Below are 23,818 nucleotides of genomic sequence, written 5' to 3'. Positions count from 1 at the left end.
GACCGAAGTCGCCGCGACCGGCTGCGCCGTGGCGCCCGTGCGCTGCATGCCGCAGTGAAGGCATAGTCCGAGTGGGCCGCCACCCCGGGCTCGCGAGCGGGCAATGCTGCCTCGAGCAACAACGATGGAGTGCGATGTCTCTGATCGGCAAACTGCTTGTCAACCGGCGCGCCGGTGAACAGACCCTGGCCTGGTACCGATCGAATCTGGCCGCTGCGGCCAGATTCGACCTCACCAGTCCCGACTTCGACCACGAAACCACGCTTCCTGCTCGGCATGTGGTGAAGAGACTCGGCGGGCAGAACCTTTCGCCGGCGCTGGCCTGGGCACTGCCACCGGCCGAGACCGCGCAGTTGCTGCTCGTGGTCGAAGATCCCGACGTACCGCTGCGAAGCCCGCTGGTGCACGCGGCGGCACTGCTGGACCCCGCAGTGACCGAGCTACCGTGCAACGCACTCGATTCGAGCGCGCCTGCCGCGGACGTGCAGATCCTGCGGTCGAGCCAAGGGCGCGGCTATCAGGGCCCGGCACCGATCAAAGGTCATGGCCCGCACCGCTATGCGTTCCAACTGTTCGCACTCGCCGAACCAATCTCCACAGTGGCAGGCAAACCGGTGGCCTCGGCGAAGCCGAAGGCTGTCCTCGAGGCTGGTCAGGCATTGGCCCGCGCACGGATTGACGGCCTTTGCGATCGACCCTGACACGCTGAAACAGGCGGATATCAAGCCTTTTCGAGCAGCGGTACCGACGGGATCGAGGGCCCCGATGGCGGTTACCGCTGTCCGGCTCGGTGAGGTGTTCGCACACCCACCGAGCCCAGGGATCTTTCTTCGGCACCGGCGACCCGGCCTGCGCGCGGAAGTCGAGGTAACCGCCGAAAAGAGCGATAGATGACGTGAGCTCGCGAGAGCGTCAACGAAGCTGCCGCGCCTGGCGAGGTGCTAGCCTCGGCGCTAGCACGTGCAAGTACGTCCGGCAAAGTGAGGTGGAAGTGGGGGCCAAGGCGGGCAAGCGCGTGACCGCTGCCGACGTCGCGCGGTCACTGGGACTGTCCCGGGCGACGGTCGGATTCGTCCTCAACGGCACGACCGGCCAACGGATCTCCGAGGCGACCAGGGATCGCGTCCTCGCCGAGGCAGCGCGCCTCGGCTACCGGCCGCACACCGCCGCCCAAACACTCCGCCGCGGCAGCAGCAAGCTCGTTCTGCTCGTCCTCCCGGACTGGCCGGTGGAGTTCAGCATCGGCAAGTGCGTCGAGGAAGCGTCCCACGCCCTGGAAGAGGCCGGGTACTCGCTCATCACCCAGACCCGCCACCCCGCGGGAACCGCGCGCCCGCTCTGGGAACTCCTCGATCCGGAGGTGGTCATCGGGTTTGGGCCGTTCACCCCGGAAGAACTGACGGCGATGCGAGGGTGCGGGATCACCAAGGTCATCCCCCGTCCCGTGAAGAGCCCGTCGCCGTCCGACCCCCTCGGCCTCCACGACGGGCCCCGCCTGCAGGTCGAACACCTCCGCACGCTCGGTCACACGCGCCTGGGATTCGCGGCGACAGCCGACCCCAGGCTGGCCGGCCTCGTCGAGTCACGGCTGCATGTTTGCCGGAAGACCGCCGAGTCCCTGGAACTGCCGCCACCGGTCGTGCGCTCGGTCGACGACGCGCCGGACGCGGCCGGGTGGGCAGTTCGCGACTGGCTGGGCGCGAACGTGACCGGTGTCGTGGCGTACAACGACGAAAGCGCCGCCCGAGTGGTCCGGGCCGCCGTTCGCGCGGGTCACGAGGTCCCCGCCGACCTCGCCGTCATCGGGCACGACGACAACCCGTACGCCGCCTTGTTCGTCCCGTCGATTTCGAGCATCCGGATCGACTACGCCGGCCTGGGACGGCACCTGGCCGCACTGGCCCTGCACGAGGCCACCGGCCGGTCACTGCCCGCCGATGGCGCCGGTGCCGCCGCGGCGGTGGTTGCCCGCGAGTCGACCGGATCGAGCCCCACCGGGCAGTAGCCGGCCTCGAGACGGCCGCAGGACAACGCTTCACAGGTCACCCCGAAATCGGGTCATAACGTTTCAAGGCCGCACGCTTGCACGTGCTAGCTCACCACGTCTAGCATCGGCGACCAGCGCCAGCTAGCACGTGCTAACACGTCTGACCTGCGCCTACGGACAACGGAGTCTTGCCATGATCGACAGCCAATCGTCTGCCGTCCCGCCCCCTCCTCCGACAAGCCAGACCGAGCTGCCGCCCGCGCTGCCCCGGGTGTCCGCTCGCTACATCTGGTTCATGGTCCTCGCGCAGTTCGGCGTGTTCATGGCCTTCATCACGCCGGTCGGGATCTCCCTGTCGGTCCGGGTCGCCCAGCTCGCTCCCGGCCACGAGGAGTACCTCGGGTACATCACCGGCACCGGCGCCGCCACGACCGTCCTCACCGGACCGCTCCTCGGCGTGCTCAGCGATCGCACCCGGAACAGGCTCGGCCGCCGCCGCCCGTTCATGATCGGCGGGATGCTGCTCGGCGTGGCGTCCCTGACCGTCATGGCCACCGCCCCGAGCGTGTTCGTGCTCGGGCTCGGCTGGGTGCTGGCCGGGTTGGGCTGGGGACAAGCATTGGGCGCGTTGACGAACTCGCAGGCCGACCGGCTGCCCGAGGAACAGCGCGGCAAGGTCGCCGGGCTCGTCGGCTTCGCCACGCTCGTCGCACCCGTGGCCGGCGTCGTGCTTGCCAGCCGCTTCGTCGGCGACTCACTGCTGCTCTTCCTGGTGCCGGGCTCGGTCGGGGTCGTGCTGGTGACCCTTTTCGTGTGCCTGGTGCGCGAGCAGGACAGCCGCGACCTGCCACTCGGCGACCCGCTGACCCTGCGGCTGCTCGCTCGCAAGTACGTGTTCGACCCGCGCCGGTACCCGGACTACTCGTGGAACTGGCTCAGCCGCTGCCTGTTCTACTTCGGACTGACGCTCAACACGACGTTCATCGCGTTCTTCCTCGCCGCCCGCCTCGGAATCGGGGTGCAGGAGGTGGCCGGGACCGTCGCCGCACTGTCCGGGCTCGGTATACTGGCCACGGCCGCGGGGGCGCTGGGCGGCGGGTTCCTCTCCGACAAGCTGCGCCGGCGCAGGGTGTTCGTGCTCGTCGCGGGCGGCATTTTCGCCCTCGGCGCGGTCGTCATGGCCGTCGCTTCGAGCCTGCCACTGCTCTTCGCCGGATCGGCCACCACGTCGATCGGGCTGGGCATGTTCTCCGCCGTCGACCAGGCGCTCGCCCTCGACGTGCTGCCGGAGCGCCAGACGGAGGCGGGCCGCTTCATGGGCATCATGGGCTTCGCCACCAGCGTGCCGCAGTCGGTCGCGCCGCTCGTCGCGCCGGTGTTCCTGGCCGTCGGCGCGACGGCCGCAGAGAAGAACTACAGCCTGCTGTTCATCGTCGCCGCCGCGTGCACCGTCCTCAGTGGCCTCGCGGTGCTGCGCATCAAGACCGTCCGATGAAGGAGAACTTCACCGTGTCAGCCACCTGGCAGGCCGGGTTCGTGACGCCGGCGTCGGGACGCTGGACCGAACCCGGCGCCCCCGCGGCGTACTTCCGGCGCGAGTTCACCATCGACCGCACGCCCCGCCGCGCGACCTTGCACGTCACCGCGATCGGGTTGGTCGAGCCTCATCTCAACGGCGGCCGCGCGGGCGACGAGGTGCTCGCCCCCGGCTGGACGTCCTACCGTCATCGGCTCGCGGTCAGCTCCTACGACGTGACGGACCGGATCGTCCTCGGCGCGAACGCCGTCGGTGCCATCGTCGGCGAAGGGTGGGCGCTCGGGCGGCTCGGCTGGGAGGGCAAGCGCCACCACTACGCCGACCGGCCGGCGTTGTTCCTCCAGCTCGACCTGGAGTACGCCGACCGCACCGAGACCATCGGCTCCGACGGGTCGTTCACCACCGGCACCGGAGCCGTCCTCGCGAACAGCCTCTACGACGGAGAGGAGCACGACGCCCGGCTGGAACCGGACGGCTGGGACCAGCCGGGGTTCGGTGGTTCGTGGGAGCCGGCGGAGCGGTACGACTGGGATCTCTCGGCGCTCGTCACCACCCCCGCTCCCCCGATCCGCCGGATCGAAGAACTCACCCCGGTCTCGATCTCCCGGAGCCGGAACGGGAACCCGATCGTCGACTTCGGACAGAACATCTCCGGCTGGGTCCGGTTGAGCGTCCAAGGCGAGCGAGGGCAGACAGTGACGCTTCGCCACGCCGAGGTCCTCACCGACGGCGAGCTCGATACCGAAACGCTGCGCACCGCCGCGGCCACCGACCGGTACACCCTCCGCGGCGGCGACCGCGAGACGTGGGAGCCGAAGTTCACCTTCCACGGCTTCCGCTACGTCGAAGTGGACGGCTACCCGGGCACCCCGACCGCCGGCGACCTCACCGCGGTCGTGATGCACAGCGACATGACCCGTACGGGGTGGTTCGAGTGCTCGAATCCGCTGCTGAACCAGCTGCACTCCAACGTCGTCTGGTCAATGAGGGGCAACTTCGTCGGCGTGCCCACCGACTGCCCACAACGGGACGAACGCCTGGGCTGGACCGGCGACCTCAACGCGTTCGCCCCCACAGCGGCCTTCCTCTACGACGTCCGCGGCGTCCTCGGCTCGTGGCTGGCCGACCTTGCCGCCGAGCACTGCGAGAAGGGGTACGTGCCCTGGGTCGTCCCGGACGTGCTGTCCACCCCGTCGTCGCCGACCGCGTTGTGGAGTGACGTCGCAGTCAGTCTCCCGTGGACGCTCTACACCGAGTACGGCGACCCGGACATCCTCCGCCAGAGCTACGACTCGATGGCGGCGTTCATCCGCGACGTCGAATCCCGTTTGGACGACGCCGGTCTGTGGAGCAGCGGCTACCAGTTCGGTGACTGGCTCGATCCGGACGCACCGACGGACAACCCAGCGGGCGGCAAGACCGACCGCCACCTCGTCGCGTCGGCGTTCCTGTGCCGCACCACCGCACAGCTGGCGAAAATCGCGGCGCTTCTCGGCAAGTCCGAAGACGCCGAGCACTTCGGGACGTTGGCCGATCGCGTGCGTGCGGCGTTCCGGCACGAGTACGTCACCCCGTCCGGCCGGCTGGCGAACGAGTCCGCGACCGCGCTGGCCCTCGCGATCTGCTTCGACATCCTCGACCCGACCCAGGAAACCAAAGCGGGCGAGCAACTGGCCGCATTGGTGGCCAAGGCCGGTTACCGGATCTCGACCGGCTTCGCGGGAACTCCGTTCGTCACCGAGGCCCTGAGCCGCACCGGGTACCTTGACGAGGCCTACTTCCTGCTCCTGGAAACCGGGTGCCCGTCGTTCCTCTATCCGGTCACCATGGGCGCGACGACGATCTGGGAACGCTGGGACTCGATCCGCCCGGACGGCACGATCAACCCGTCCGGGATGACCTCCCTCAACCACTACGCGCTCGGCGCGATCGCCGACTGGCTGCATCGGGTCGTGGGCGGGCTCTCCCCCGCCGAACCCGGCTACCGCCGGATGCACATCACCCCACGCCCGGGCGGCAACCTCACCCACGCCACCGTCACCCACGACACCGTGCACGGCCGCGCCGCCGTCGCCTGGCGCATCGACGAAGGCCGGCTGTACCTCGACATCACCGTGCCGGACGGCACCGAAGCGACCGTGGTACTCCCGCAGCACCCGGACGAGCTCGTCGTCCAGGTGAGCGGTGGGGAACATTCGTGGCAGTACGAAGTCGAGGACAGTGCGGCTTCGAAGCAGTACACAATGGACACCTCGCTTCGGACGCTCTCGCAGGACCCGAAGGTGTGGCGGGCGGTCACGGACGCCTTCGCGAAGCACTTCCCCGGCATTCCCCTCGACGGTTCCGCGCCCGAAGCCGCGAGTGTCTCCCTCAACGTCGTCCTGGACCACGTCCCCGGCGCCTCGACCGATCTGAAGAACGATCTGGTGGCCGCCGTCGGCGACCAGGAAGGAAACCTCTGATGCCCCGGCCCGACCTCACGCTGGAACAGAAAGCATCCCTGTTGTCCGGAAAGGACTTCTGGACCACCAAGGCGATCGCGGATGTCCCGTCGATGCTCCTGATCGACGGACCGCACGGCCTGCGCCTCCAGGACGCCGAGGGCGACCACCTCGGACTCCACGACAGCCGGCCCGCCACGTGCTTCCCGACCGCCGCCGCGGTCGGCTCCAGCTGGGATCCCGACGTCGCCGCCGAGCTCGGCGCGGCCATCGGTCGCGAAGCGCGGGTCGCCGGGGTGACCGTCAACCTGGGGCCCGGCGTGAACATCAAGCGGTCACCGCTGTGCGGCCGCAACTTCGAGTACTACTCCGAAGACTCGCTGCTCAGCGGCACCCTCGGCGCGGCACACGTCCGAGGTCTGCAGGGCGAAGGCGTGGGCGCGTCGGTCAAGCACTTCGCCGCCAACAACCAGGAAACCGACCGCATGCGGGTCAGCGCGGACGTGGACGAGCGCACGCTGCGCGAGATCTACTTCCCGGCCTTCGAGAAGGTCGTGACCGAGGCGCACCCGGCGACCGTGATGTGTTCCTACAACCGGGTCAACGGCGTCCTCGCCACCCAGAACCGGTGGCTGCTCACCGACGTCCTGCGCGACGAGTGGGGCTTCGACGGCGTCGTCGTCTCCGACTGGGGCGCCGTCAACGACCGGGTCGCGGCCCTGCGGGCCGGTCTGGACCTCGAAATGCCCGGCACCGGCGGGGTGACCGATGCCGAGATCGTGGCGGCGGTGCACCGCGGCGAACTCGCCGAAGCGGTGGTGGACCGCAGCGTGCAGCGGGTACTCGCCCTCACCGGACGGGTCACGCCCGCGACCGGCACCCTCGACGTCGAAGCCCACCACGCCCTGGCGAAACGACTCGCCACCGAGTGCGCGGTCCTGCTGAAGAACGAGCGGAACACGCTGCCCATCGCACCCGAAGCCAGTGTCGCCGTCATCGGCGAGTTCGCCGTGGAGGCACGGTTCCAGGGCGGCGGCAGCTCGCACGTCAACCCGACCCGCGTCGACACCGCCCTCGACGCGATCCGGGCCCAGGGAACATCCGTCAGCCACGCGCGCGGGCTCGACGACAACGCCGTGGAGATCGCCCGCGCAGCCGATGTCACCGTGGTGTTCGCGGGATTGCGGGAGATCGACGAGTCCGAAGGCTACGACCGCGACACCATCGCCCTGCCGGCCGGGCAGGTCGACCTCATCCGCCAGGTCGCGACCGTGAGCCGCCGCACCGTCGTCGTGCTGTCCCACGGCGGAGTCGTCTCCCTGGAGGGCTGGCACGATGACGTCGACGCGATCCTCGACGGCTGGCTGCTCGGCCAGGCGAGCGGCGCCGCACTCGCCGACCTCCTGTACGGCATCGCCAACCCGTCCGGGCACCTGGCCGAGACGATTCCCCGGCGGCTGCAGGACAACCCGAGCTACCTCAACTTCCCCGGCGAACAGGGACACGTCCGCTACGGCGAAGGCGTGATGGTCGGCTACCGCTATTACGAAACCGCAGACGTCGACGTCCGCTACCCGTTCGGCCACGGCCTGTCCTATACCACGTTCGAGACGAGCGCCCTCTCGGTCACGGTCACCGGTGACGACGAGGCACAGGTTTCGGTGACGGCGACCAACACCGGGGCTGTCGTCGGGAAGCACGTCGTGCAGCTCTACGTCGCCACCGACGCCGGACCGGTCCGCCGGCCCGCGCGTGAGCTGCGCGCCTTCGCCAAGGTCGCCCTCGCCCCGGGCGAGTCCCGGACGGTCGGCCTCGCCCTCGGCCGCCGTGCCTTCGCCTACTACGACGTCGAACTCGGCCGGTGGGTGGTCGCGCCCGGCGCATACACCGTCCAAATCGGACACAGTGCCGCCGAGATCGTCGCCGAGGCGCCGATCACCCTCACCGGCGACGTCATCACGCGGCAGCTGAGCCTCGACTCGCCGGTCCAGGACTGGTTCGCCCATCCGGTCGTCGGCCCGCTCGTCCTCCGCCGGATCACCGAATCGATGACCGAAGAGCAGGCGAAACAGGCCGACGACACCCCGGACTGGCTGCGCATGGTCGCATCCCTGCCGATGCACCAGTTCACCCGCTTCCTGGCCATGAGCGGCGCGCACCTGCCCGACGACGCCTTCGCCGAACTGATCGACCTCAGCAAGAACTGACCCCGAAAGGGCACCCCAATGCAGCGATTCACCGGGAAACGCGTCCTGCTCACCGGCGGCGCGTCCGGAATCGGCCAAGCAACCGTGCTCCGGCTCCTGGCCGAAGGCGCGCACGTCGTCGCGGGCGACGTCGCCGAATCCGGCCTCGAGGAAACGGCCGACCGCGCCCACAGCGATCGGCTCACCACTCGCGTGCTCGACATCTCGGACGAGATAGCGGTCGGCGCCGTCGTCGCGGAGAGCGTCGCGGAGCTCGGCGGACTGGACGTCCTCGTCAACGCCGCCGGCATCCTGCGCGGCGCCCACACCCACGAGTGCGAACTCGAGACCTGGAACCGGATCATCGGGGTCAACCTGACCGGCACGTTCCTGGTCACCCGCGCCGCACTGCCGGCGCTGCTGGCGACCGGGCACGGCGTGATCGTCAACTTCAGCTCGACGTCGGCCTCGTTCGCCCACCCGTACATGGCGGCCTACTCGGCCAGCAAGGGCGGCATCCAGTCGTTCACTCATTCCATCGCGCAGGAGTACTCCAAGCAGGGCCTGCGCGCGGTGTGCGTCACCCCCGGCAGCATCCGCAGCGGCATCACCGAAACCACGGTCCGGCATCTGCCCGAAGACGTCGACTGGCAGCTGTTCGGCAAGCTTCAGCCGGCGATCGGCGAGGGCTTCGCCCCGCCGGAGTCCGTCGCAGGGGTCATCGCGATGCTCGCCTCCGAGGACGGCGCGTTCATCACCGGCACCGAGATCCGCGTCGACGGGGGGACCCACCAGTGACCGCACCCACCCACCTGCGCGTCGAGCACCTCGAGAACCCGCTGGGGACCAGCCTTTCCCGGCCACGGTTGTCCTGGTGGCTCCCCGCCGGCTCCACAACGCAGTCGGCCTACCGGATCCGCACCGGCGAGTGGGATTCCGGAAGGAACCACGGCGATCAGCACGTCCTGGTCCGCTATCCCGGTCCGCTGCCGGGCTCCGGCCGGCGCGTGACCTGGCAGGTCAAGATCTGGACCGAGCTCGGCGAGAGCGCCTGGTCCGAACCCGCGTTCTGGGAGAGCGGGCTCGATGCCGCGGACTGGACGGCTTCCTGGATCGAACCGTCCGAACAGGACCTGCCCGAACCCGGCAGCCGGCCCGCGCACCTCTTCCGGCGCGACTTCACCATCCCCCAGCCCGTCAGCGCCCGGCTGTATGCCACGGCGCACGGCATCTACGAAGCCTTCCTCAACGGCGAGCGAGTCGGCGACCTCGAACTGACGCCCGGCTTCACCGCCTACCGGGACGTGCTGCACGTCCAGACCTACGACGTCACCGACCTGCTCCGCGCCGGAGAGAACACGATCGGTGCCGTCGTGTCCGACGGCTGGTTCCGCGGCCGCACCGGCGCGATGCGGCTCGCGAACTCCTTCGGCGACCACACCGCCCTGCTGTGCCAGCTGCACATCCGGCATGAGGACAGCTCCACGACCGTGCTGGGCACCGACTCCACCTGGACGACCACCCCCGCCTGGATCACGGCGGACCTCATGGACGGCCAGACCGCCGACCTTCGGCAGGCGATGCCCGGCTGGTCCGCGCCCGGCTACCCCGATGCCGCCTGGTCGAAAGCCGTGACCGGCACCGGCGGGCTCTACGACGACTTCGCCCGGCTCACCTCTTCACCCGCTCCGCCGGTCCGGCGCATCCAAGAATTGACCCCCGTTTCGGTCGCCCCGCTGCCGTCCGGGCGGCAGGTCGTCGACCTGGGCCAGAACATCAACGGCTGGCTCCGGCTGCAGGTGCCACCAGGAGATCACCTCGTCCTCACGCACGGCGAAGCGTTCGGCCCGGACGGCGACGTGACCCTCGACCACCTACGCGGCGTCGACTGGGAGACCCACGAGCCGCTGTCCGCCGGCCAGGTCGACCGGGTGATTTCCGGCGGCCGGACGGATGAGGTCTTCGAGCCCCGGCACACCACGCACGGCTTCCGGTACGTCAGCGTCGAAGGCGCGTCCCGCCCGATCACCGCGAGCGACGTCCGCGGGGTCGTCGTGCACACCGACCTGCGTCGTACCGGGTGGTTCCGCTGCAGCGACGACCGCATCAACCGGCTGCACGAGGCGGCGGTGTGGAGCTTCCGCGACAACGCCTGCGACATCCCCACCGACTGCCCGCAACGCGAACGCGCGGGCTGGACCGGTGACTGGATGCTGTACGTACCGACGGCCGCGTTCCTCTACGACGTCGCGGGCTTCGCGGTGAAGTGGCTACGCGACCTGGCCGTCGACCAGTGGGACGACGGCTGCCTGACCAATTTCGCACCGGACCCGGGTGGACGCCAGGTCCAGCACCTGCCCGCGGCGATCCTGGACCAGTTCGCCGGCTCCTCCGCCTGGGGCGACGCCTCGGTCATCGTGCCGTGGGAGCTGTACCTGACCTATGCCGACCTCGACGTCCTGGCCGAGTTCCGGCCGATGATGGCCCGCTGGGTCGACTTCGCCGCCGAACGCGCCCGCACCCGCCGCCACCACAGCCGGACGGCAGCTCCCGCCCCCCACGAGGAATTCCTCTGGGACGGCGGCTTCCACTGGGGCGAGTGGTGCGAACCCCACGTCGACGAAGAAGCCTTCCGCACCGCCGACCACGGCGCGGTCGCCACCGCGTACCTGTACCGCTCGGCGTCCCTGCTGTCCCGCATCTCCGCCATGACCGGCCACCAGCCGGACGCCGACCGGTACGGGCAGCTCGCGGCCAACGCCCTCGACGCCTGGCGAACGGAGTTCATCGCCGACGACGGCTCGCTCTCGCCCGCCACCCAAGCGACGTACGTGCGCGCACTCGCCTTCGGGCTGGTACCGGAGGAACTGCGGGCCGCCACCGCGAACCGGCTCGTCACGCTGATCCGCGACGCGGGCACGCACGTGGGCACCGGATTCCTGGCGACGCCGTACCTGCTGCCCGTCCTCGCGGACACCGGGCACCTCGACGTGGCCTACGAGCTGCTGTTCCAGGACACTTCACCGTCGTGGCTGACCATGATCGACCGCGGCGCGACGACGATCTGGGAACACTGGGACGGCATCGACGAGCACGGCGTCCCGCACGCGTCCCTCAACCACTACAGCAAGGGCGCGGTCGTGTCGTTCCTGCACCGGCACACCGCGGGCATCCGGCTGCGCGAGGACGCGCCCGGATACCGGCACTTCGAGGTGCGCCCCGAGCCGGGTGGCGGCCTCACCTGGGCCGAAGCCGAGTTCGACTCGGTGCACGGGCGCATCGCGTCGAGCTGGCGGCTTGAGGACGGCCGGTTCCGCCTGGCCGTGACGGTTCCGCCGGGGACAACCGCGACCGTGACCCTGCCGGACGGCCGCAGCTTCACGGCCGGCGCAGGTAGGCACGAGGATGGTTGCGCCGTGTAGCAGGCGCGATCGGCGAAGGCTTCACCCATCAGTAGAACGGAGTCGCAACACCGATGCCAAGCAAGACGTTCGATCAGACGGTCGGCTGGTTCCGAGACAGCGAGCCGGTCGACCTCGCCACCGAGCGATCCGCCATGGCCGAGGTCGGCGCGCGCTACCAAGCGGTGTCCGGTGTTCTCGACGAGCCCGCCACGTCGCTGCGCTCCCCGGTTCCTACCTCATGACCCCGGAGCAGCCCCGGGACGACGTCGTGATCCTGCTGATCCACGGCGGCGGGTTCCGGTCCGGGAACGCGGCGGTCCCCCGGCCGCTGGCGGCTCACCTGGCGCTGGGCACGCGGGCCCGGGTAGTCCTGCCGGAGTACCGTCTGGCGCCCGAGAACCCGTTCCCGGCCGCGATCACCGACTGCCTCGACGCCTTCGACCACGCCGCGACGCTGGCCCCCAAGGTGGTGGTGGTCGGCGAGTCCGCAGGCGCCAACCTCGCGGTGGCGGTGCTGCTCGAACGCCGCTCGCGCGCCTTGGCCGGTGTGCTGTATTCCGGCGTGTTCGACCTCCGCGAGGAGCGCTTCCACACCGGCACCTGGGTCGAGAAGGGCGAAACGGAGTACATCCTGAGGGAGGAGCAGGGACCACGCATACGGATGGACTACCTGGCGGATCACCCCGCCGACGATCCGCTCGTGTCGCCCGTGCTCGCCGACCTGCGCGGGCTGCCCCCGCTGTTCATCCAGGTGTCCGGCGCCGAGCGCCTGTCACAGCGAAGCCCGGCCGCCCGGGCCAGGTCGTCACGCGGACGCGCACCGACCCCCACCAGGACGAGCTGAGCAGGCAAATGCCGCCCGTCCTCCAGCTCGACCGCGCTGACCGCGCCGTCGCCGCGGGCGCACGCCGGTCAGAATCCGGCTCCCGGCCGCCCGGTGGGCCGCCGTGACCGCGTCCGCGGTGACCCTGCTGACCACCCGGCCCATCAGTGCAGGCGCGGCTTCCACCACGCTGACCCGCACACCGGCTGCGGCCGCGGTGGCGGCCACCTCGAGACCGACGAACCCACCGCCGATCACGACGAGGTCGGTGACAGCCGCCAGGCGTCGCGCCAGAACCCGGGCGTCGCGGACATCGCGCAGCACCAGGACGCCGTCGAGGTCGGCGCCGTCAACCACGAGGGGACGCGGTTGCGCCCCGTGGCCAGGACAAGCCGGGCGAACGGCCAGCGCCGCCCCGAAGCGGACACTGCCTCTGCGCCGTCCAGGTCCAGGTGAGCGATCTGCTCGTCCAGGATCAGGTCGATCCGCTGCTCGGTGTAGAAGGCTGCGCTGCGCAGGGCCAGCGACTCAAGCGACGCTTCGCCCTTGAGGAAGGCTTTGGACAGCGGAGGACGTGTGTAAGGGGCGTACGGTTCCTCCCCGATCAGGGTGATCGAACCGTCCCAGCCCAGTTCTCGGGCGCTGCTCGCCACCTGCACCCCGGCCTGGCCCGCCCCCACCACGAGCAGCCGACCGCTCACAGCTGCGCTTCCGGGATGGTCACGCGGACCTCTTGCCCCTCGGCGAGGACGAGCTGGCGCGAGAGCCGCGAGTTGTCCTCGCGTTCGGTGGCCGCGCAGTCGAGCATCTCGTCTTCGTCCTCGCCCTGCGGCGGAAAGTCGCCGGAGGCGAGGAAGACGTGGCAGGTGGCGCACGACAGCGCTCCGCCGCACTGGCCGACGATGCCGCTGACGCCGTTGCGGACCGCGGTCTGCATGACCGAATCCCCGACCACGGCTTCGATGACGGTCTCGGAGCCGTCGGGCTGGGTGTAGAAACCTTGGGCACGGGTTTCACCAGGCGATCGGGAGTTCGGTCATGGGCTGGGTGAGGACGTCGCGGCGGACCACCGGTTCGCCGGCCAGCCGCAGGGTCGGGATGCGCTTGAAGATCTCGGCCAGGCCGACCTGCATCTCCATGCGGGCCGGCGGCGCGCCGAGGCAGTGGTGCAGGCCGTGGCTGAGCATCAGGTGCGGGTTGTTCTTGCGGGTGATGTCGAAGCGGCCCGGGTCCTCGATGGCCTCGGGGTCGTGGTTGGCGGAGCCCGGATCGATGCTGACCGCCTCACCTTTGGCGATGAGCTGACCGTCCACGACGACGTCCTCGGTGGCCACGAACGGCACCAGCCCGCCCCCGCCGCCCACCGGGCCTCCGAGCGAGAACGCGCCGTGCCGGAGCACCTCCTCGGCGGCGGTCGGGGCCAGGCCGTCGGGCTCGGTGAGGAACAGTTCCCGCTGCTCGTCGGAGTGCAGCAGCGACATGACGCCGGCGGTCAGGAAGTTGGCGGTGTTGTCGAACCCGCCGACGATCCGAGTCTTTGGGGGATTCGCCGGCGAACAGTTCGAACCCGAGCTGAGTGACGTAGGCGCGGCCGTCGGCGTCGACGACCATGTCGTTGATCGGGCCGGTGGCCAGCTCCCGCAGGTCGGCGTACTCGGTGAGGGTCTCGCCGTGGAACGCCAAGACCAGGCGCTCGTGCATCGAGGTGACGATGAGCCGCCCGTCGGGCAGTCAGCCGAAACCGCCGGGGATGACCTCGGTGCCGTTCACCGAGGTGCGCGTCGAGAGGTCGACCATGGTTTCCGGCGTGCCTTCGGCGTCGAGCCGCAGGATCCGGTGGGTGTACATGTCGCTGAACCAAAACGTGCCGTCGTGCCACCGCGGGCACTCGGCCCAGGTGTAGCCGCGGGACAGCTCACGGGGCTCGACGTCGACGGCGTCGGCGAAAGGATCGGTCACGGAGACTCTCCTGGTGGTCAGAACGGGAGAGGGTGGGCGAACTTGGCCCTTAACAGCGCGCCGGTCTCGGCGATGGCCAAGCGCCCGCGCGCGAGGTAAGCCGCTTGGAGGGCGAACCCGTGGTAGGCACCGGGATAGCGGGTCAGGGTGGTCTGTACGCCGGCTTCGCGGAGCCGGTGCGCGTAGCGTTCCCCCAGTCGCGGATCGGGTCGCACTCGGCTGTGACCACGATCGACGGAGGCAGACCGGTGAGGTCGGCTGCGTAAGCCGGGATCCGGTAGGCGTTGTCCGGATAGCCGTGGCCGTTGTCGGCCAGCTCGTTGAGGTACAGCACGTCGTCGCGGCTGAGGATCGGCGCGTCCGCGCACTCGGCGATCGATCGGGCGCCCAGGTCGCGGTCGAGGCCGGGGTACATCAAGACCTGGCAGGCGATGGCGCGCCCGCCGCGGTCCCGTGCGGCGAGCGCGACGGCGGCGGCGAGGGTGCCACCGGCGCTGTCCCCGACCACCACAAGCCGCGCGGGGTCGACGCGCAGCTCGGCCGCGTGCTCGGCGACCCAGGCCGTGGCGGCGTAGGCGTCGTCGAACTGGGCCGGCGGTGGGTTCTCGGGCGCGAGGCGGTAGCCGACCGGCACGACGGTGGCGCCGCTCGCGGCGGCGAGGTTGCGGGCCAGGGGCTCGAAGGAGTGGATCGTGCCCATGCACATGCCGACTTCGTGGGGCTGCACACTAGCCCAAGTCGCAGCAACAAACTTTTAGGAAGGTGTCCGGTGTCCCCTCAGGTTCTGGAGATGGCTGCAACTGCGTGGGCGAGCTGGATACCGGCGGTTTGCTCCCGCCAGGTGGCGGGAGCAAACCGATGCGCGAAAGAGGCAGGTGCCCGATTGGTGATCGCGGGCCGAGCCTCGGCAGACGGCGGGGTTACGGGAGCGGGTGCGTGAGGAACTCGGCCGCGTGGGCAAACGCCTCACGCAACTTGGCCTCGAACCCGCGTCGCTTCCCCGCCATCACGTAGTCGTAGCTCACCTTCGTCGCGATGGCGAAGGCCATCGCCGACCAGACGCCGGGCCTGCTGTCGGACTCGACGCTCGTACCGAGAAGCTCCGCGATGACGATCGCGACTTCCGATTCCCAGCGACGCTGACGCTCCGCGTACGCGCTGAACAACTTCGGCGACGAGAAGACCACCCGCAACGCGTTCCAGCTCGCCGGGCTTTGCATCGTGGCGACATTCGCCGCGGCCAGCGCTTCTTCGAGCACGGCGCCGACCGCGTGACCATGCGGATGGTCGCGCAACCGGGCGTGCACGACCTGCGCGGACTCGTCGATCCACCCGAGCAGCGCGTCCTCGCGAGTCGGGAAGTACCGGTAGAAGGTGCGCTCGGAGACGCCCGCGCGCTTCACGATGTCACTGACCGACACCTCGTCCCCGCGCTCGGAGAGCAGCGCGAAGGAGGCCTCGCGGATCTCCTGGAGAATGCGCTCGCGTTGCCGCTCGCGCAAGTCGGACCGACTGGTCAGTGCTCTTCTCCTGGTTCGCTGGACGATCGTCACGACTCTAACGCAACGTAGCCAGGCGCGCCGAAAGACCCGCCGAGATCTTCTGCACCTCCATGAGGTGCTCAGCGGTCTTCCACATGCGGTCGGCATCGGTGGCCGGCTTTGTCAACGTGAAAGCCGATGGTGACCACGCCCCCGAGTCCTCCTGCCGGTCGGCGAACCACTCGGCGAACAGCACCAGGTAGGGCGCCCAGTCGAATTCGCCGTCCAGCACGGAGAGCTCGGCCGCTCCCCACGGGAACTTGCACGCGTGGACGCTCTCGGGATCGGCGATCTGCTCGACGGTGCCTTCGACGTTCAGCTTCATGAGACCCCGCGCGATCGCGACGGCGTCGCGGTCACCGGTCTGCGCCGAGTATTCGGCGAGGAAGGCGGCGGCCGCGCCCGGCTGGAAATAGAGCTCCTTGGGCTTGGTGAAGTCGACGCGATCGAGGTTGAACGCGCCCGTCGCGGGCGCCGTGCGCAGGCCGTCGGCGTCACGACCGGTCACCAGAACCAGGTCGTCCAGCGCGGGTTGCCAGTCCCACATCTGCCGGTACCAGGCGTAGGCCTGGTCGCGGACAGCCGTGTCGCCGAGGGCGACCGCGACGAGACCCACCTGGGCGGTCAACAACCAGTCCACCTGGCCATCGCGCCGGTCGTGGTAGGTGTACGCGCCGCCCTCGTCGTGGTTCCAATATGTCAGCACACGCTGGTAGATCCGCGCGGACAGGTCGAACCGGTCCAGGAGGTGGGCGGCGAGGGCGAGGTGCGTCAGCTGGTAGACGGGTGTCCGCTCGTCACTCCCGCCGTAGGGCCCCGGTTTCAGATCGCCTTCGTCGGTGAGCGCCTCGCTTTCCGCCCATGCGAGCACTCCCGCAGCGATCGAGCGCTCCCCCGCCAGGGTGAGTGCCCACGGGACGCGCCACCAGGAGTTCCGCTCGTCGCTGTACGCCGGCACCCCAGCTTCGATTCGATCGGTCAGCCAGCCTGCCGCCTTCTGCGAGACCTGCCGGATCCCCTGGACGGCGGCCTCGAGCCGGGGCACCGTCACCGCCTCCACCGCATCCTTCAGCGCCGACGCCGTCGTCGAACTCATGGCGAAACCTCCGTGTAGGTGGGCCGTTCGTTATCAGAATGCCAGTTGCGGCAGACATCCGCAATCTGGCAGTCTCTGCCTCAACGGCAGGAACACTACCCGCCCACCTGCAACGAAGCATCGGAGGCGATATGGCTTCAGTCAGCTACACCGACCACGAAGGCACCACGCGCACCCTCGAGTCCTCGCCGGGCGAAACCGTCATGAGCCTCGCCAAGCGCAACGGTGTCCCCGGGATCATCGGAGACTGCGGAGGCGTCCTTTCGTGCGCGACGTGCCACGTGTTCGTCGCCGATGACGACCTGCAGATGCTCGAGCCCGTCTCGGACCTGGAGGACGAGATGCTCGACGGCACCGCGGTCGATCGCGAGCCCAGCTCTCGCCTGAGCTGCCAGCTGCACCCGGAAAAGCTTCCGCGTGACCTGCACGTAACCACTCCGTCCATGCAGGAGTGACCCAGGGCTCCGCCCGCTCTCATCTAGGAGACAAGCAATGTCGCTCACTCTCGACGACCTCAGGCCTCTGTTCACGGAGGATCGCGAGCTCAAGTACAAGCTGAAGGGCTTCACCGGCAGGCTCCGCGTCGTGGTCGGTGATCTGACGGCCGATCTGATCGCCGACAACGGCACCATCACCGGACTCGAGCCGGGTTCCGCCGAGGAAGCACGGCTCAGCGTCGTCGTGCCCGCCGATGTCCTCGACGACGCTGTGAAGCAGCCTCCGGTCCCGGGTACGGAGTCGCTCATGCTGGCGACCGGTCGCGGCGCCGGACCGGCCGGCGACCTGTTCACCGATGTCGCCCCGTACGCCGGCGCGACCGGCCGTGTTTACCAGCTGCTGCGTCAAGCGCGAGGCGTCACCGAGATCGGCCTGCCGACCGAACCGGCACAACCGCTGTTCGCGGACACCGACACGGCAGTCGGACGCTACGTCTACGTCACCTTCGGCGGCACCACCTACCGCGTCTACTACGAAGAGTCCGGCACGGGTGACGAGGTGCTCCTCCTGCAGCACACCGCGGGCTGTGACGCGCGGCAGTGGCGGCACCAGCTCGCGGACCCCGAGTTCCAGTCGCGCTACCGGCTCATCGCCTACGACCTGCCCTTCCACGGACGTTCACTGCCGCCGGTGGGCCCCCGCTGGTGGGAGGAGGCGTACCAGCCGGCCCCGCAGTGGTACTGGGACTTCGTCGTCGCCTTCGCCGACGCCCTGGGACTCGAACACCCACACTTCATGGGCTGCTCGGTGGGCGGGCAGTTGGCGCTCGACCTCGCCGCGTACCGCGGCGACCGCTTCGGTGCCTTCTTCGCGCTGAACGGCACCCTCGACAACGCTCGCGCGGACGAGTTCACCCTCGGCTTCAACGACCTCTGCCGCGACAACCGCGTATCGACGGAGATCTACGGCAGCGGGAACTTCGCGGCGACCTCGCCGCTGGGTCCCGAGCCGTACAAGCGCGAGATCTACTGGATCTACCGGTCCAACTTCCCGGGCGTCTACGCCGGCGACAACGACTACTTCCTCACCGGGCACGACCTCACCAAGGGCGAGCCGAGGTTCGACACCGAGAACCACCCCGTCTACGTGATCGGCGGCGAGTACGACCCGATGGCGAACGACCCCGAGCACGGCGGCCCGGCGGTCGCCGAACGGTTCCCGGGCATCCGGTCCGAGATGCTGCCGGGGCTGAGCCACTTCGCCCCCACCGATGACCCGCTCGGTTTCCGCGCCGCCATCCTGCCGCTGCTCGAAAAGGGAATCAATGAGTACCGCGCCGGCACCGGAAGCTGAGACCCGGTACGGACTCGCCTGGGCGATCAAGCGGACGTTCGTGTCCTATGTCGGCGCGACACCGGACGGCCGGATCTGGCTCGGGCCCGGCGTGCGGCTCAATCACGACGGGGAGTTCCTCTTCCCCCTCGACGAGCGCACGCCGGGTCCCGGCGACACGGTCTCCTTCCGCGGTGAGGTCGGTTTCACCGCACACGGCGGATTCCTCAACGTCCTGATCGCCGACCCGCGGTTCGACGCCGACGGAACCCTCAGTGTGCGGACCTCACCGACGACCGGTCCCGGCTGGCGTCCCAGGGTTCCGCTGTGCGAACTCCTGCTGGATTCGGCTGCGACACGGGATTACGACCTGCTGAGGTGCCGGCTCACGGAGCAGGGCGCAGCGCTGTTCGGCGGGCCGTATGCCCGGGGCAGCGAGCTGGATCCGGCGGCTGTTCACCTCCCAGCCGCCACGACGACCCTGCTGGAGAGGCTGATCGGGCGACGGCACCTCTGAGCGCGGCCCTCAACTTTGTCCATCGAAGAACTCGTGCAGGAGCAACGCATGTCCTCTCAGGACGGCCCCACCCCTCCGAACCCAGGCGCCGAAGACGACGGTGTCCTGGTCGTCGGCGCCTGCCAGGCCGGCGTTCAGCTCGCAACATCGCTGCGTGAATTCGGCTGGACCGCGCCCATAACCCTCGTCGGCGCGGAACGCCACCTCCCGTACGAGCGGCCGCCCCTGTCGAAGAGGGCCTTGCTCGAAGGCGTCGTGCCCGCCGACCTCGCGTTGCGCTCGGAAAGCTTCTTCGCGGACCAGAACGTCGAACTCGTCCTCGGCGAGGAGATCACACAGGTCGAAGTCGCACCCGACGGACGTGGCAGTGCAGTCACCGGTTCCGGACGACGACTGCGCTTCCACCGGCTCGCGCTGACCGTAGGTGCCCGGCCGAGAGTCCTGGATCTGCCAGGCGCCGACCTGCGCGGAATCCACTACCTGCGCGACAACGACGACGCCAGTCTCCTTCGCTCCGCTCTCGTGGATGCGCCTGAGATCGTCGTCATCGGAGGCGGGTTCATCGGGCTGGAGGTCGCCGCCACCGCCCGCAAGCTGGGTTGCGCGGTGACCGTCGTGCTCGCCGACGACCGCCTCATGGCCCGAGCCGTGAGCCCTTTCATCAGCAACCACTTCCAGCTCGCCCACGAAAGTCACGGCGTCGGCATCCGGTGTGCCACCCTGCCCGAAGAATTCCTCGGCGACGAGACCGGACAGGTGACCGGCGTCCGGCTGGCCGATGGCGCCGTGCTCACCGCCGACGTGGTGATCATCGGCGTCGGCGCGCAACCCCGGACCGAACTCGCCGCACAACTGGGCTTGACCGTCGAAGGCGGCATCGTCGTGGACGAGCGCGCGGTCGCCTCCGATGGGGTCACCGTCTCGGCCGGTGACTGCACCGTGTGGCCCGCGCCCGGCACACCGCGGGGACGGATGCGCTTCGAGTCGGTCAACGCGGCCACCGAACAGGCCAAGGTTGCCGCCGCCACCCTGGCGGGCCGCCCGCGACCGTGGTTGAGCACACCATGGTTCTGGTCCGACCAGTTCGACCTCAAACTGCAGGTCGCCGGGATCGTGCCGGAAAACGGCGAAACCGTGCTGCGGATCGCTCCGGACGCGCTCGGAAGCAGCGTTCTGCACTACGCCGGAGACCGGCTGGTCGCCGCGGAGTGCGTCAACCGGCCCGCCGACTTCATGGCGGCCAAGTCCGCGCTCACCGCGGGGAAGACCATCGACCCCTCCCGCGCAGCGGACGTCGGTGTGCGGCTGAAATCCCTCATCGCCGAGCCGGGCACACCGGCGATCGAAACGAAAGAAGAGGACGTGGCATGACCGCGTTGGTGCCGTCGGAGGCGGTTGACAAAGCAGCGAACCTCAAGAACGCACAGTTGTGGCTCGGCGGGCAGTGGCGGCCTGCGCGGTCCGGGCGGACGTTCGACGTGGTCAACCCCGCCGATGGTGTGCGCATCGCGACCGTCTCAGACGGCGGCGCAGACGACGCTCTCGTCGCACTCGACTCCGCCGTATCCGCTTCCTGCGAATGGGCGTCGGTGAGCTCTCGCACACGAGCGGAAATCCTGCGTCGCGTGTTCGACCGGCTCGTCGAGCGCCGGGACGAATTCGCGGCCGTGATCACCGCCGAAGCCGGCAAGCCCCTGACCGAGTCTCTGACAGAAGTCGCCTACGGCGCGGAGTTCTTCCGGTGGTTCAGCGAAGAAGCCCCGCGCATCGCCGGGCGCTACGGGACGAACCCCGAGGGAACGGGCGACGTCATCGTCACCCACCGGCCCGTCGGCCCCTGCTACCTCGTGACGCCGTGGAACTTCCCGCTGGCCATGGTCGCGCGCAAGATCGCACCGGCTCTCGCCGCCGGCTGCACGGTGGTCGTCAAACCGGCCGAGCTGACTCCGCTCACCACCATCCTGCTGTGCGACGTCCTGGCCGACGCCGGAGTGCCGGACGGAGTCGTCAACGTGGTCACCACCTCCGATCCGGCGGCTGTCTCCGCGCAGCTGATGTCGGACCCGCGACTGCGCAAGATCAGCTTCACCGGATCGACGGAGGTCGGGCGGCGGCTCATCGCGCAGTCCGCGGAGAACGTGCTGCGAACATCGATGGAGCTCGGCGGCAACGCGCCCTTCCTGGTCTTCGAAGACGCCGACATCGACACCGCCGTCGCAGGGGCGCTGGTCGCGAAGTTCCGCAACGTGGGCCAGGCCTGCACCGCCGCGAACCGGTTCTTCGTGCACACCTCACTCGCCGACGCGTTCGCACGACGGGTGACCGATGAGGTTGCCGCCATGAAGATCGGCTCGGGCTCGGAGCCAGGCGTGACCATCGGCCCGCTCATCGACCGGCGAGCCGTGGACCACAACCAGCGCCTGGTCGACGATGCCCGGCGTCGCGGGGCTCGCGTCCGATGCGGCGGCCACCCGATACCGGGACCTGGCACGTTCTACCCGCCCACCGTCCTCGACCAGGTTTCGGCCGACAGCGAGCTGATGCGAACGGAGATCTTCGGCCCGGTCCTCGCGATCACGACCTTCGAAACCGAGGACGAAGCGGTGGCCGCGGCCAACGCCACGGAGTACGGACTGGTCGCCTACGCCTATACACGGGACCTCGCTCGCGGCCACCGCTTGGTGGATCGCCTCGAGGCCGGGATGGTCGGGGTGAACACGGGTGTCGTGTCCAACGCGGCCGCTCCTTTCGGCGGGATCAAGAACTCCGGGCTGGGTCGCGAAGGTGGCGCCGAGGGAATCGCCGAGTACTTGTCGACCACGTACGCGCTGGTGGCCCGGTGAGATCGGAAGGGAGAACCGGATCGCCGTCCGCTGAACGATTTTCCACCACACCACACCGAAACAATGCAGGAGTTAGGACGTTCGACGATGAGCACTGCGAAGACTTCCGCTGATGCGGTGACGATCGACTGGGACCACAACGCACCGGCGTCCCTCGCCAGCGTGCACGCACGCCTGAACCGGCTGGCGGCCGAGACTCCGATCGTGTGGAACACCGCATACGGCGGGTTCTGGGTGATCGCCGGCTTCGACGAGACCAACACCGCTTACCAGGACTGGGAAACGTTCTCCTCGATGCACGACGGCGTCGAGGGCGACGCCTTCGCGAAGCGGGACAAGGATCTCTACCCCGCCGACCGCACACCGCGGACCGGCCTCTCGATCCCCGAACAGCCGGCCCGCTTCGTCCCGACCGAATGCGACCCGCCGATGCACACGGCCGTCCGGCGGCTCGAGGCGCCGTTCTTCACCCCGAAGGCCGTGCGCTCCTACGAGGAAGGCATTCGGGAGCACACGATCGAGGCGCTGGAGGCAGTGCGGGCCACGGGACGCATCGACTTCTCGGCCGACCTGGCGAACGTAGTTCCGGTCAAGATGGCGTCAAAGCTGATCGGCGGCGGGGTGCCCGACTGGGAGACGCTGTCCGGCACAGTCCACAACATGATGCTCCACCCGGTCTCGTCGCCCGAGTTCCCCATGGATCTGTTCCTGTCCATGCAGGGCCAGATCCTCGACCTCGTGAAGAAGCGCAAGGAAAGCCCCCAAGGCGACGTCGCCAGTGCACTCATGGCCGGCTCCATCTTCGACGTCCGAGTCGAACCCGAAGAGGCGCAGACCATCCTCAACGGACTGACGTTCGGCTCCACTGACACCACTGCGACCACGGTTCTGCACACCCTGCGCTGGCTGAGCGGGAACCCCGAAGCCCGGGAGCAGCTACGGCAAAGTCCCGACCGGATTCCGAAAGCGGTCGAGGAATTCTTGCGCCTTTACACGCCCAGCCTCGGTGTCGCCCGCACCGTTGCCCGTGACGCCGAATTCTTCGGTCACGCGTTGCAGGAGGGTCAGCGCGTGCTCCTGCTGAACTCCGCGGCGAACCGCGACCCGCGGAAGTTCCCCCGCCCGCTCGAGGTCGACTTCGACCGCGAGAACGTCCGGGATCACATCGCATTCGGCTCCGGTCCGCACCGCTGCCTCGGCGCCCCCGTCGCACGTCTCGAGCTGAAGATCATGCTCGAGGAAGTTCTCCGCCGGATGCCCGACTTCACCGTGATCGAAGAGGAGATCGAAGAATACCCGCGCAAGGGCGGCACCCTCGGCCTCGCGAAGGTCCCCGCGCGGTTCACCCCGTCCGATGCGCCTCAGCCGGCCATGGTGTGAAGCCGGGAACTGCGGGCACTCCGGTCACGCCGGAGTGCCCGCAGTCGTCAGTCGTAGTGGATGTTCCACACGGCCGGGGCAGCTATCGCTGGTGCAGCGACCTTATTCTTGATCGGTGGCTCCTCATCCTCGAACTGAACCGCACCATCCGCGAGCTGGAGCACTGCACGCCGCGACCGCGGCGGTGGCGCCGATCCGGATCGGCGCCACCCATGATCTCCGAGAAACTCACCCAGCGGCTCACCGAGACCGCGGCGGCGCAGTCGCCCACTGCGCCGGAGTTCAGCGCCCCCGCGGCTCCGTGCACCGCGCGGCCGTCGAAGCGCTCTGTCCT

The 23,818-nt window shown here is 69.3% G+C and carries 22 protein-coding genes and 2 pseudogenes; 15 read left to right on the top strand and 9 right to left on the bottom strand.

What is annotated here, in order from left to right; genetic code table 11:
- Nucleotides 1-134 precede the first annotated feature (134 nt).
- The 9 genes from YIM_RS21970 to YIM_RS21935 all read left to right on the top strand — a co-directional run bounded on the left by YIM_RS21970 (nucleotide 135) and on the right by YIM_RS21935 (nucleotide 12,399).
- Nucleotides 135-701: a YbhB/YbcL family Raf kinase inhibitor-like protein gene (locus tag YIM_RS21970; protein WP_153032133.1), complete on the top strand. Its 567-nt coding sequence runs from the start codon at nucleotides 135-137 to the stop codon at nucleotides 699-701.
- 290 nt (nucleotides 702-991) lie between these two features.
- A complete protein-coding gene (locus YIM_RS21965; RefSeq protein WP_153032132.1) occupies nucleotides 992-2,005 on the top strand; it encodes a LacI family DNA-binding transcriptional regulator in 1,014 nt (337 codons plus the stop codon).
- A gap of 175 nt (nucleotides 2,006-2,180) precedes the next feature.
- Nucleotides 2,181-3,482 carry an MFS transporter gene (locus tag YIM_RS21960; protein WP_153032131.1) on the top strand — a complete coding sequence of 434 codons (1,302 nt, stop codon included), beginning with the start codon at nucleotides 2,181-2,183 and terminating at the stop codon, nucleotides 3,480-3,482.
- Nucleotides 3,483-3,496: 14 nt separating this feature from the next.
- Nucleotides 3,497-5,986, top strand: coding sequence for a glycoside hydrolase family 78 protein (locus YIM_RS21955; protein WP_228004892.1), 2,490 nt, complete (start codon nucleotides 3,497-3,499; stop codon nucleotides 5,984-5,986).
- The gene (locus YIM_RS21950; protein WP_153032129.1) at nucleotides 5,986-8,172 is read left to right on the top strand and encodes a glycoside hydrolase family 3 C-terminal domain-containing protein; all 2,187 of its coding nucleotides are present in this window, start codon (nucleotides 5,986-5,988) and stop codon (nucleotides 8,170-8,172) included. Before YIM_RS21955 ends, YIM_RS21950 begins: the two co-directional genes overlap by 1 nt.
- An 18-nt stretch (nucleotides 8,173-8,190) precedes the next feature.
- Nucleotides 8,191-8,949: an SDR family NAD(P)-dependent oxidoreductase gene (locus YIM_RS21945; protein ID WP_153032128.1), complete on the top strand. Its 759-nt coding sequence runs from the start codon at nucleotides 8,191-8,193 to the stop codon at nucleotides 8,947-8,949.
- The gene (locus YIM_RS21940) at nucleotides 8,946-11,573 is read left to right on the top strand and encodes a family 78 glycoside hydrolase catalytic domain (protein WP_153032127.1); all 2,628 of its coding nucleotides are present in this window, start codon (nucleotides 8,946-8,948) and stop codon (nucleotides 11,571-11,573) included. Before YIM_RS21945 ends, YIM_RS21940 begins: the two co-directional genes overlap by 4 nt.
- Before the next feature lie 53 nt (nucleotides 11,574-11,626).
- Nucleotides 11,627-11,797, top strand: a complete 171-nt coding sequence (locus tag YIM_RS48630; protein ID WP_194240251.1) for a hypothetical protein — start codon at nucleotides 11,627-11,629, stop codon at nucleotides 11,795-11,797.
- Entirely contained in the window at nucleotides 11,794-12,399 is a 606-nt protein-coding gene (locus YIM_RS21935; protein WP_194240250.1) for an alpha/beta fold hydrolase, read from the top strand. Before YIM_RS48630 ends, YIM_RS21935 begins: the two co-directional genes overlap by 4 nt.
- Here the strand turns inward: YIM_RS21935 and YIM_RS50070 are convergent.
- The 9 genes and pseudogenes from YIM_RS50070 to YIM_RS21900 all read right to left on the bottom strand — a co-directional run.
- Nucleotides 12,378-12,702: pseudogene (locus YIM_RS50070) on the bottom strand (FAD-dependent oxidoreductase); the annotation flags it as partial. The gene YIM_RS21935 and the pseudogene YIM_RS50070 sit on opposite strands and share 22 nt — an antisense overlap.
- A complete protein-coding gene (locus YIM_RS49670) occupies nucleotides 12,633-13,079 on the bottom strand; it encodes an FAD-dependent oxidoreductase (RefSeq protein WP_255463018.1) in 447 nt (148 codons plus the stop codon). The gene YIM_RS49670 and the pseudogene YIM_RS50070, both read right to left, overlap by 70 nt.
- Nucleotides 13,076-13,315, bottom strand: coding sequence for a 2Fe-2S iron-sulfur cluster-binding protein (locus YIM_RS21925; protein WP_255463017.1), 240 nt, complete (start codon nucleotides 13,313-13,315; stop codon nucleotides 13,076-13,078). Before YIM_RS21925 ends, YIM_RS49670 begins: the two co-directional genes overlap by 4 nt.
- Before the next feature lie 76 nt (nucleotides 13,316-13,391).
- Nucleotides 13,392-13,859: a cytochrome P450 gene (locus YIM_RS21920; protein WP_228004891.1), complete on the bottom strand. Its 468-nt coding sequence runs from the start codon at nucleotides 13,857-13,859 to the stop codon at nucleotides 13,392-13,394.
- A gap of 76 nt (nucleotides 13,860-13,935) precedes the next feature.
- Nucleotides 13,936-14,109 (bottom strand): annotated as a pseudogene (locus YIM_RS50065) (SMP-30/gluconolactonase/LRE family protein); the annotation flags it as partial.
- Nucleotides 14,110-14,337: an SMP-30/gluconolactonase/LRE family protein gene (locus YIM_RS49240; RefSeq protein ID WP_228004890.1), complete on the bottom strand. Its 228-nt coding sequence runs from the start codon at nucleotides 14,335-14,337 to the stop codon at nucleotides 14,110-14,112.
- A gap of 142 nt (nucleotides 14,338-14,479) precedes the next feature.
- A complete protein-coding gene (locus tag YIM_RS21910; protein ID WP_255463016.1) occupies nucleotides 14,480-15,037 on the bottom strand; it encodes an alpha/beta hydrolase in 558 nt (185 codons plus the stop codon).
- A gap of 220 nt (nucleotides 15,038-15,257) precedes the next feature.
- Nucleotides 15,258-15,890 (bottom strand): TetR/AcrR family transcriptional regulator, encoded by a 633-nt coding sequence (locus YIM_RS21905; RefSeq protein ID WP_194240249.1) that lies wholly within the window; start codon nucleotides 15,888-15,890, stop codon nucleotides 15,258-15,260.
- A 4-nt stretch (nucleotides 15,891-15,894) separates the two neighbouring features.
- Nucleotides 15,895-16,974 carry a hypothetical protein gene (locus YIM_RS21900; RefSeq protein ID WP_153032123.1) on the bottom strand — a complete coding sequence of 360 codons (1,080 nt, stop codon included), beginning with the start codon at nucleotides 16,972-16,974 and terminating at the stop codon, nucleotides 15,895-15,897.
- Nucleotides 16,975-17,105: 131 nt separating this feature from the next.
- On the opposite strand from YIM_RS21900, the gene YIM_RS21895 reads away from it, so the two are divergent.
- The 6 genes from YIM_RS21895 to YIM_RS21870 all read left to right on the top strand — a co-directional run bounded on the left by YIM_RS21895 (nucleotide 17,106) and on the right by YIM_RS21870 (nucleotide 23,484).
- Nucleotides 17,106-17,429, top strand: a complete 324-nt coding sequence (locus YIM_RS21895) for a 2Fe-2S iron-sulfur cluster-binding protein (RefSeq protein WP_153032122.1) — start codon at nucleotides 17,106-17,108, stop codon at nucleotides 17,427-17,429.
- Nucleotides 17,430-17,466: 37 nt separating this feature from the next.
- Nucleotides 17,467-18,765, top strand: coding sequence for an alpha/beta fold hydrolase (locus tag YIM_RS21890; RefSeq protein ID WP_153032121.1), 1,299 nt, complete (start codon nucleotides 17,467-17,469; stop codon nucleotides 18,763-18,765).
- A complete protein-coding gene (locus YIM_RS21885; RefSeq protein WP_194240248.1) occupies nucleotides 18,737-19,261 on the top strand; it encodes an HtaA domain-containing protein in 525 nt (174 codons plus the stop codon). The genes YIM_RS21890 and YIM_RS21885 overlap by 29 nt, the downstream gene beginning before the upstream one ends.
- Nucleotides 19,262-19,309: 48 nt before the next feature.
- The gene (locus YIM_RS21880) at nucleotides 19,310-20,632 is read left to right on the top strand and encodes an NAD(P)/FAD-dependent oxidoreductase (protein WP_153032119.1); all 1,323 of its coding nucleotides are present in this window, start codon (nucleotides 19,310-19,312) and stop codon (nucleotides 20,630-20,632) included.
- Nucleotides 20,629-22,104, top strand: a complete 1,476-nt coding sequence (locus tag YIM_RS21875; protein ID WP_153032118.1) for an NAD-dependent succinate-semialdehyde dehydrogenase — start codon at nucleotides 20,629-20,631, stop codon at nucleotides 22,102-22,104. The genes YIM_RS21880 and YIM_RS21875 overlap by 4 nt, the downstream gene beginning before the upstream one ends.
- A gap of 87 nt (nucleotides 22,105-22,191) precedes the next feature.
- Nucleotides 22,192-23,484, top strand: coding sequence for a cytochrome P450 (locus YIM_RS21870; protein ID WP_153032117.1), 1,293 nt, complete (start codon nucleotides 22,192-22,194; stop codon nucleotides 23,482-23,484).
- The last annotated feature ends 334 nt before the right edge of the window (nucleotides 23,485-23,818 follow it).

Source organism: Amycolatopsis sp. YIM 10, assembly GCF_009429145.1.
GTDB lineage: Bacteria > Actinomycetota > Actinomycetes > Mycobacteriales > Pseudonocardiaceae > Amycolatopsis.
This window is presented reverse-complemented; position numbering and strand designations above follow the sequence as displayed.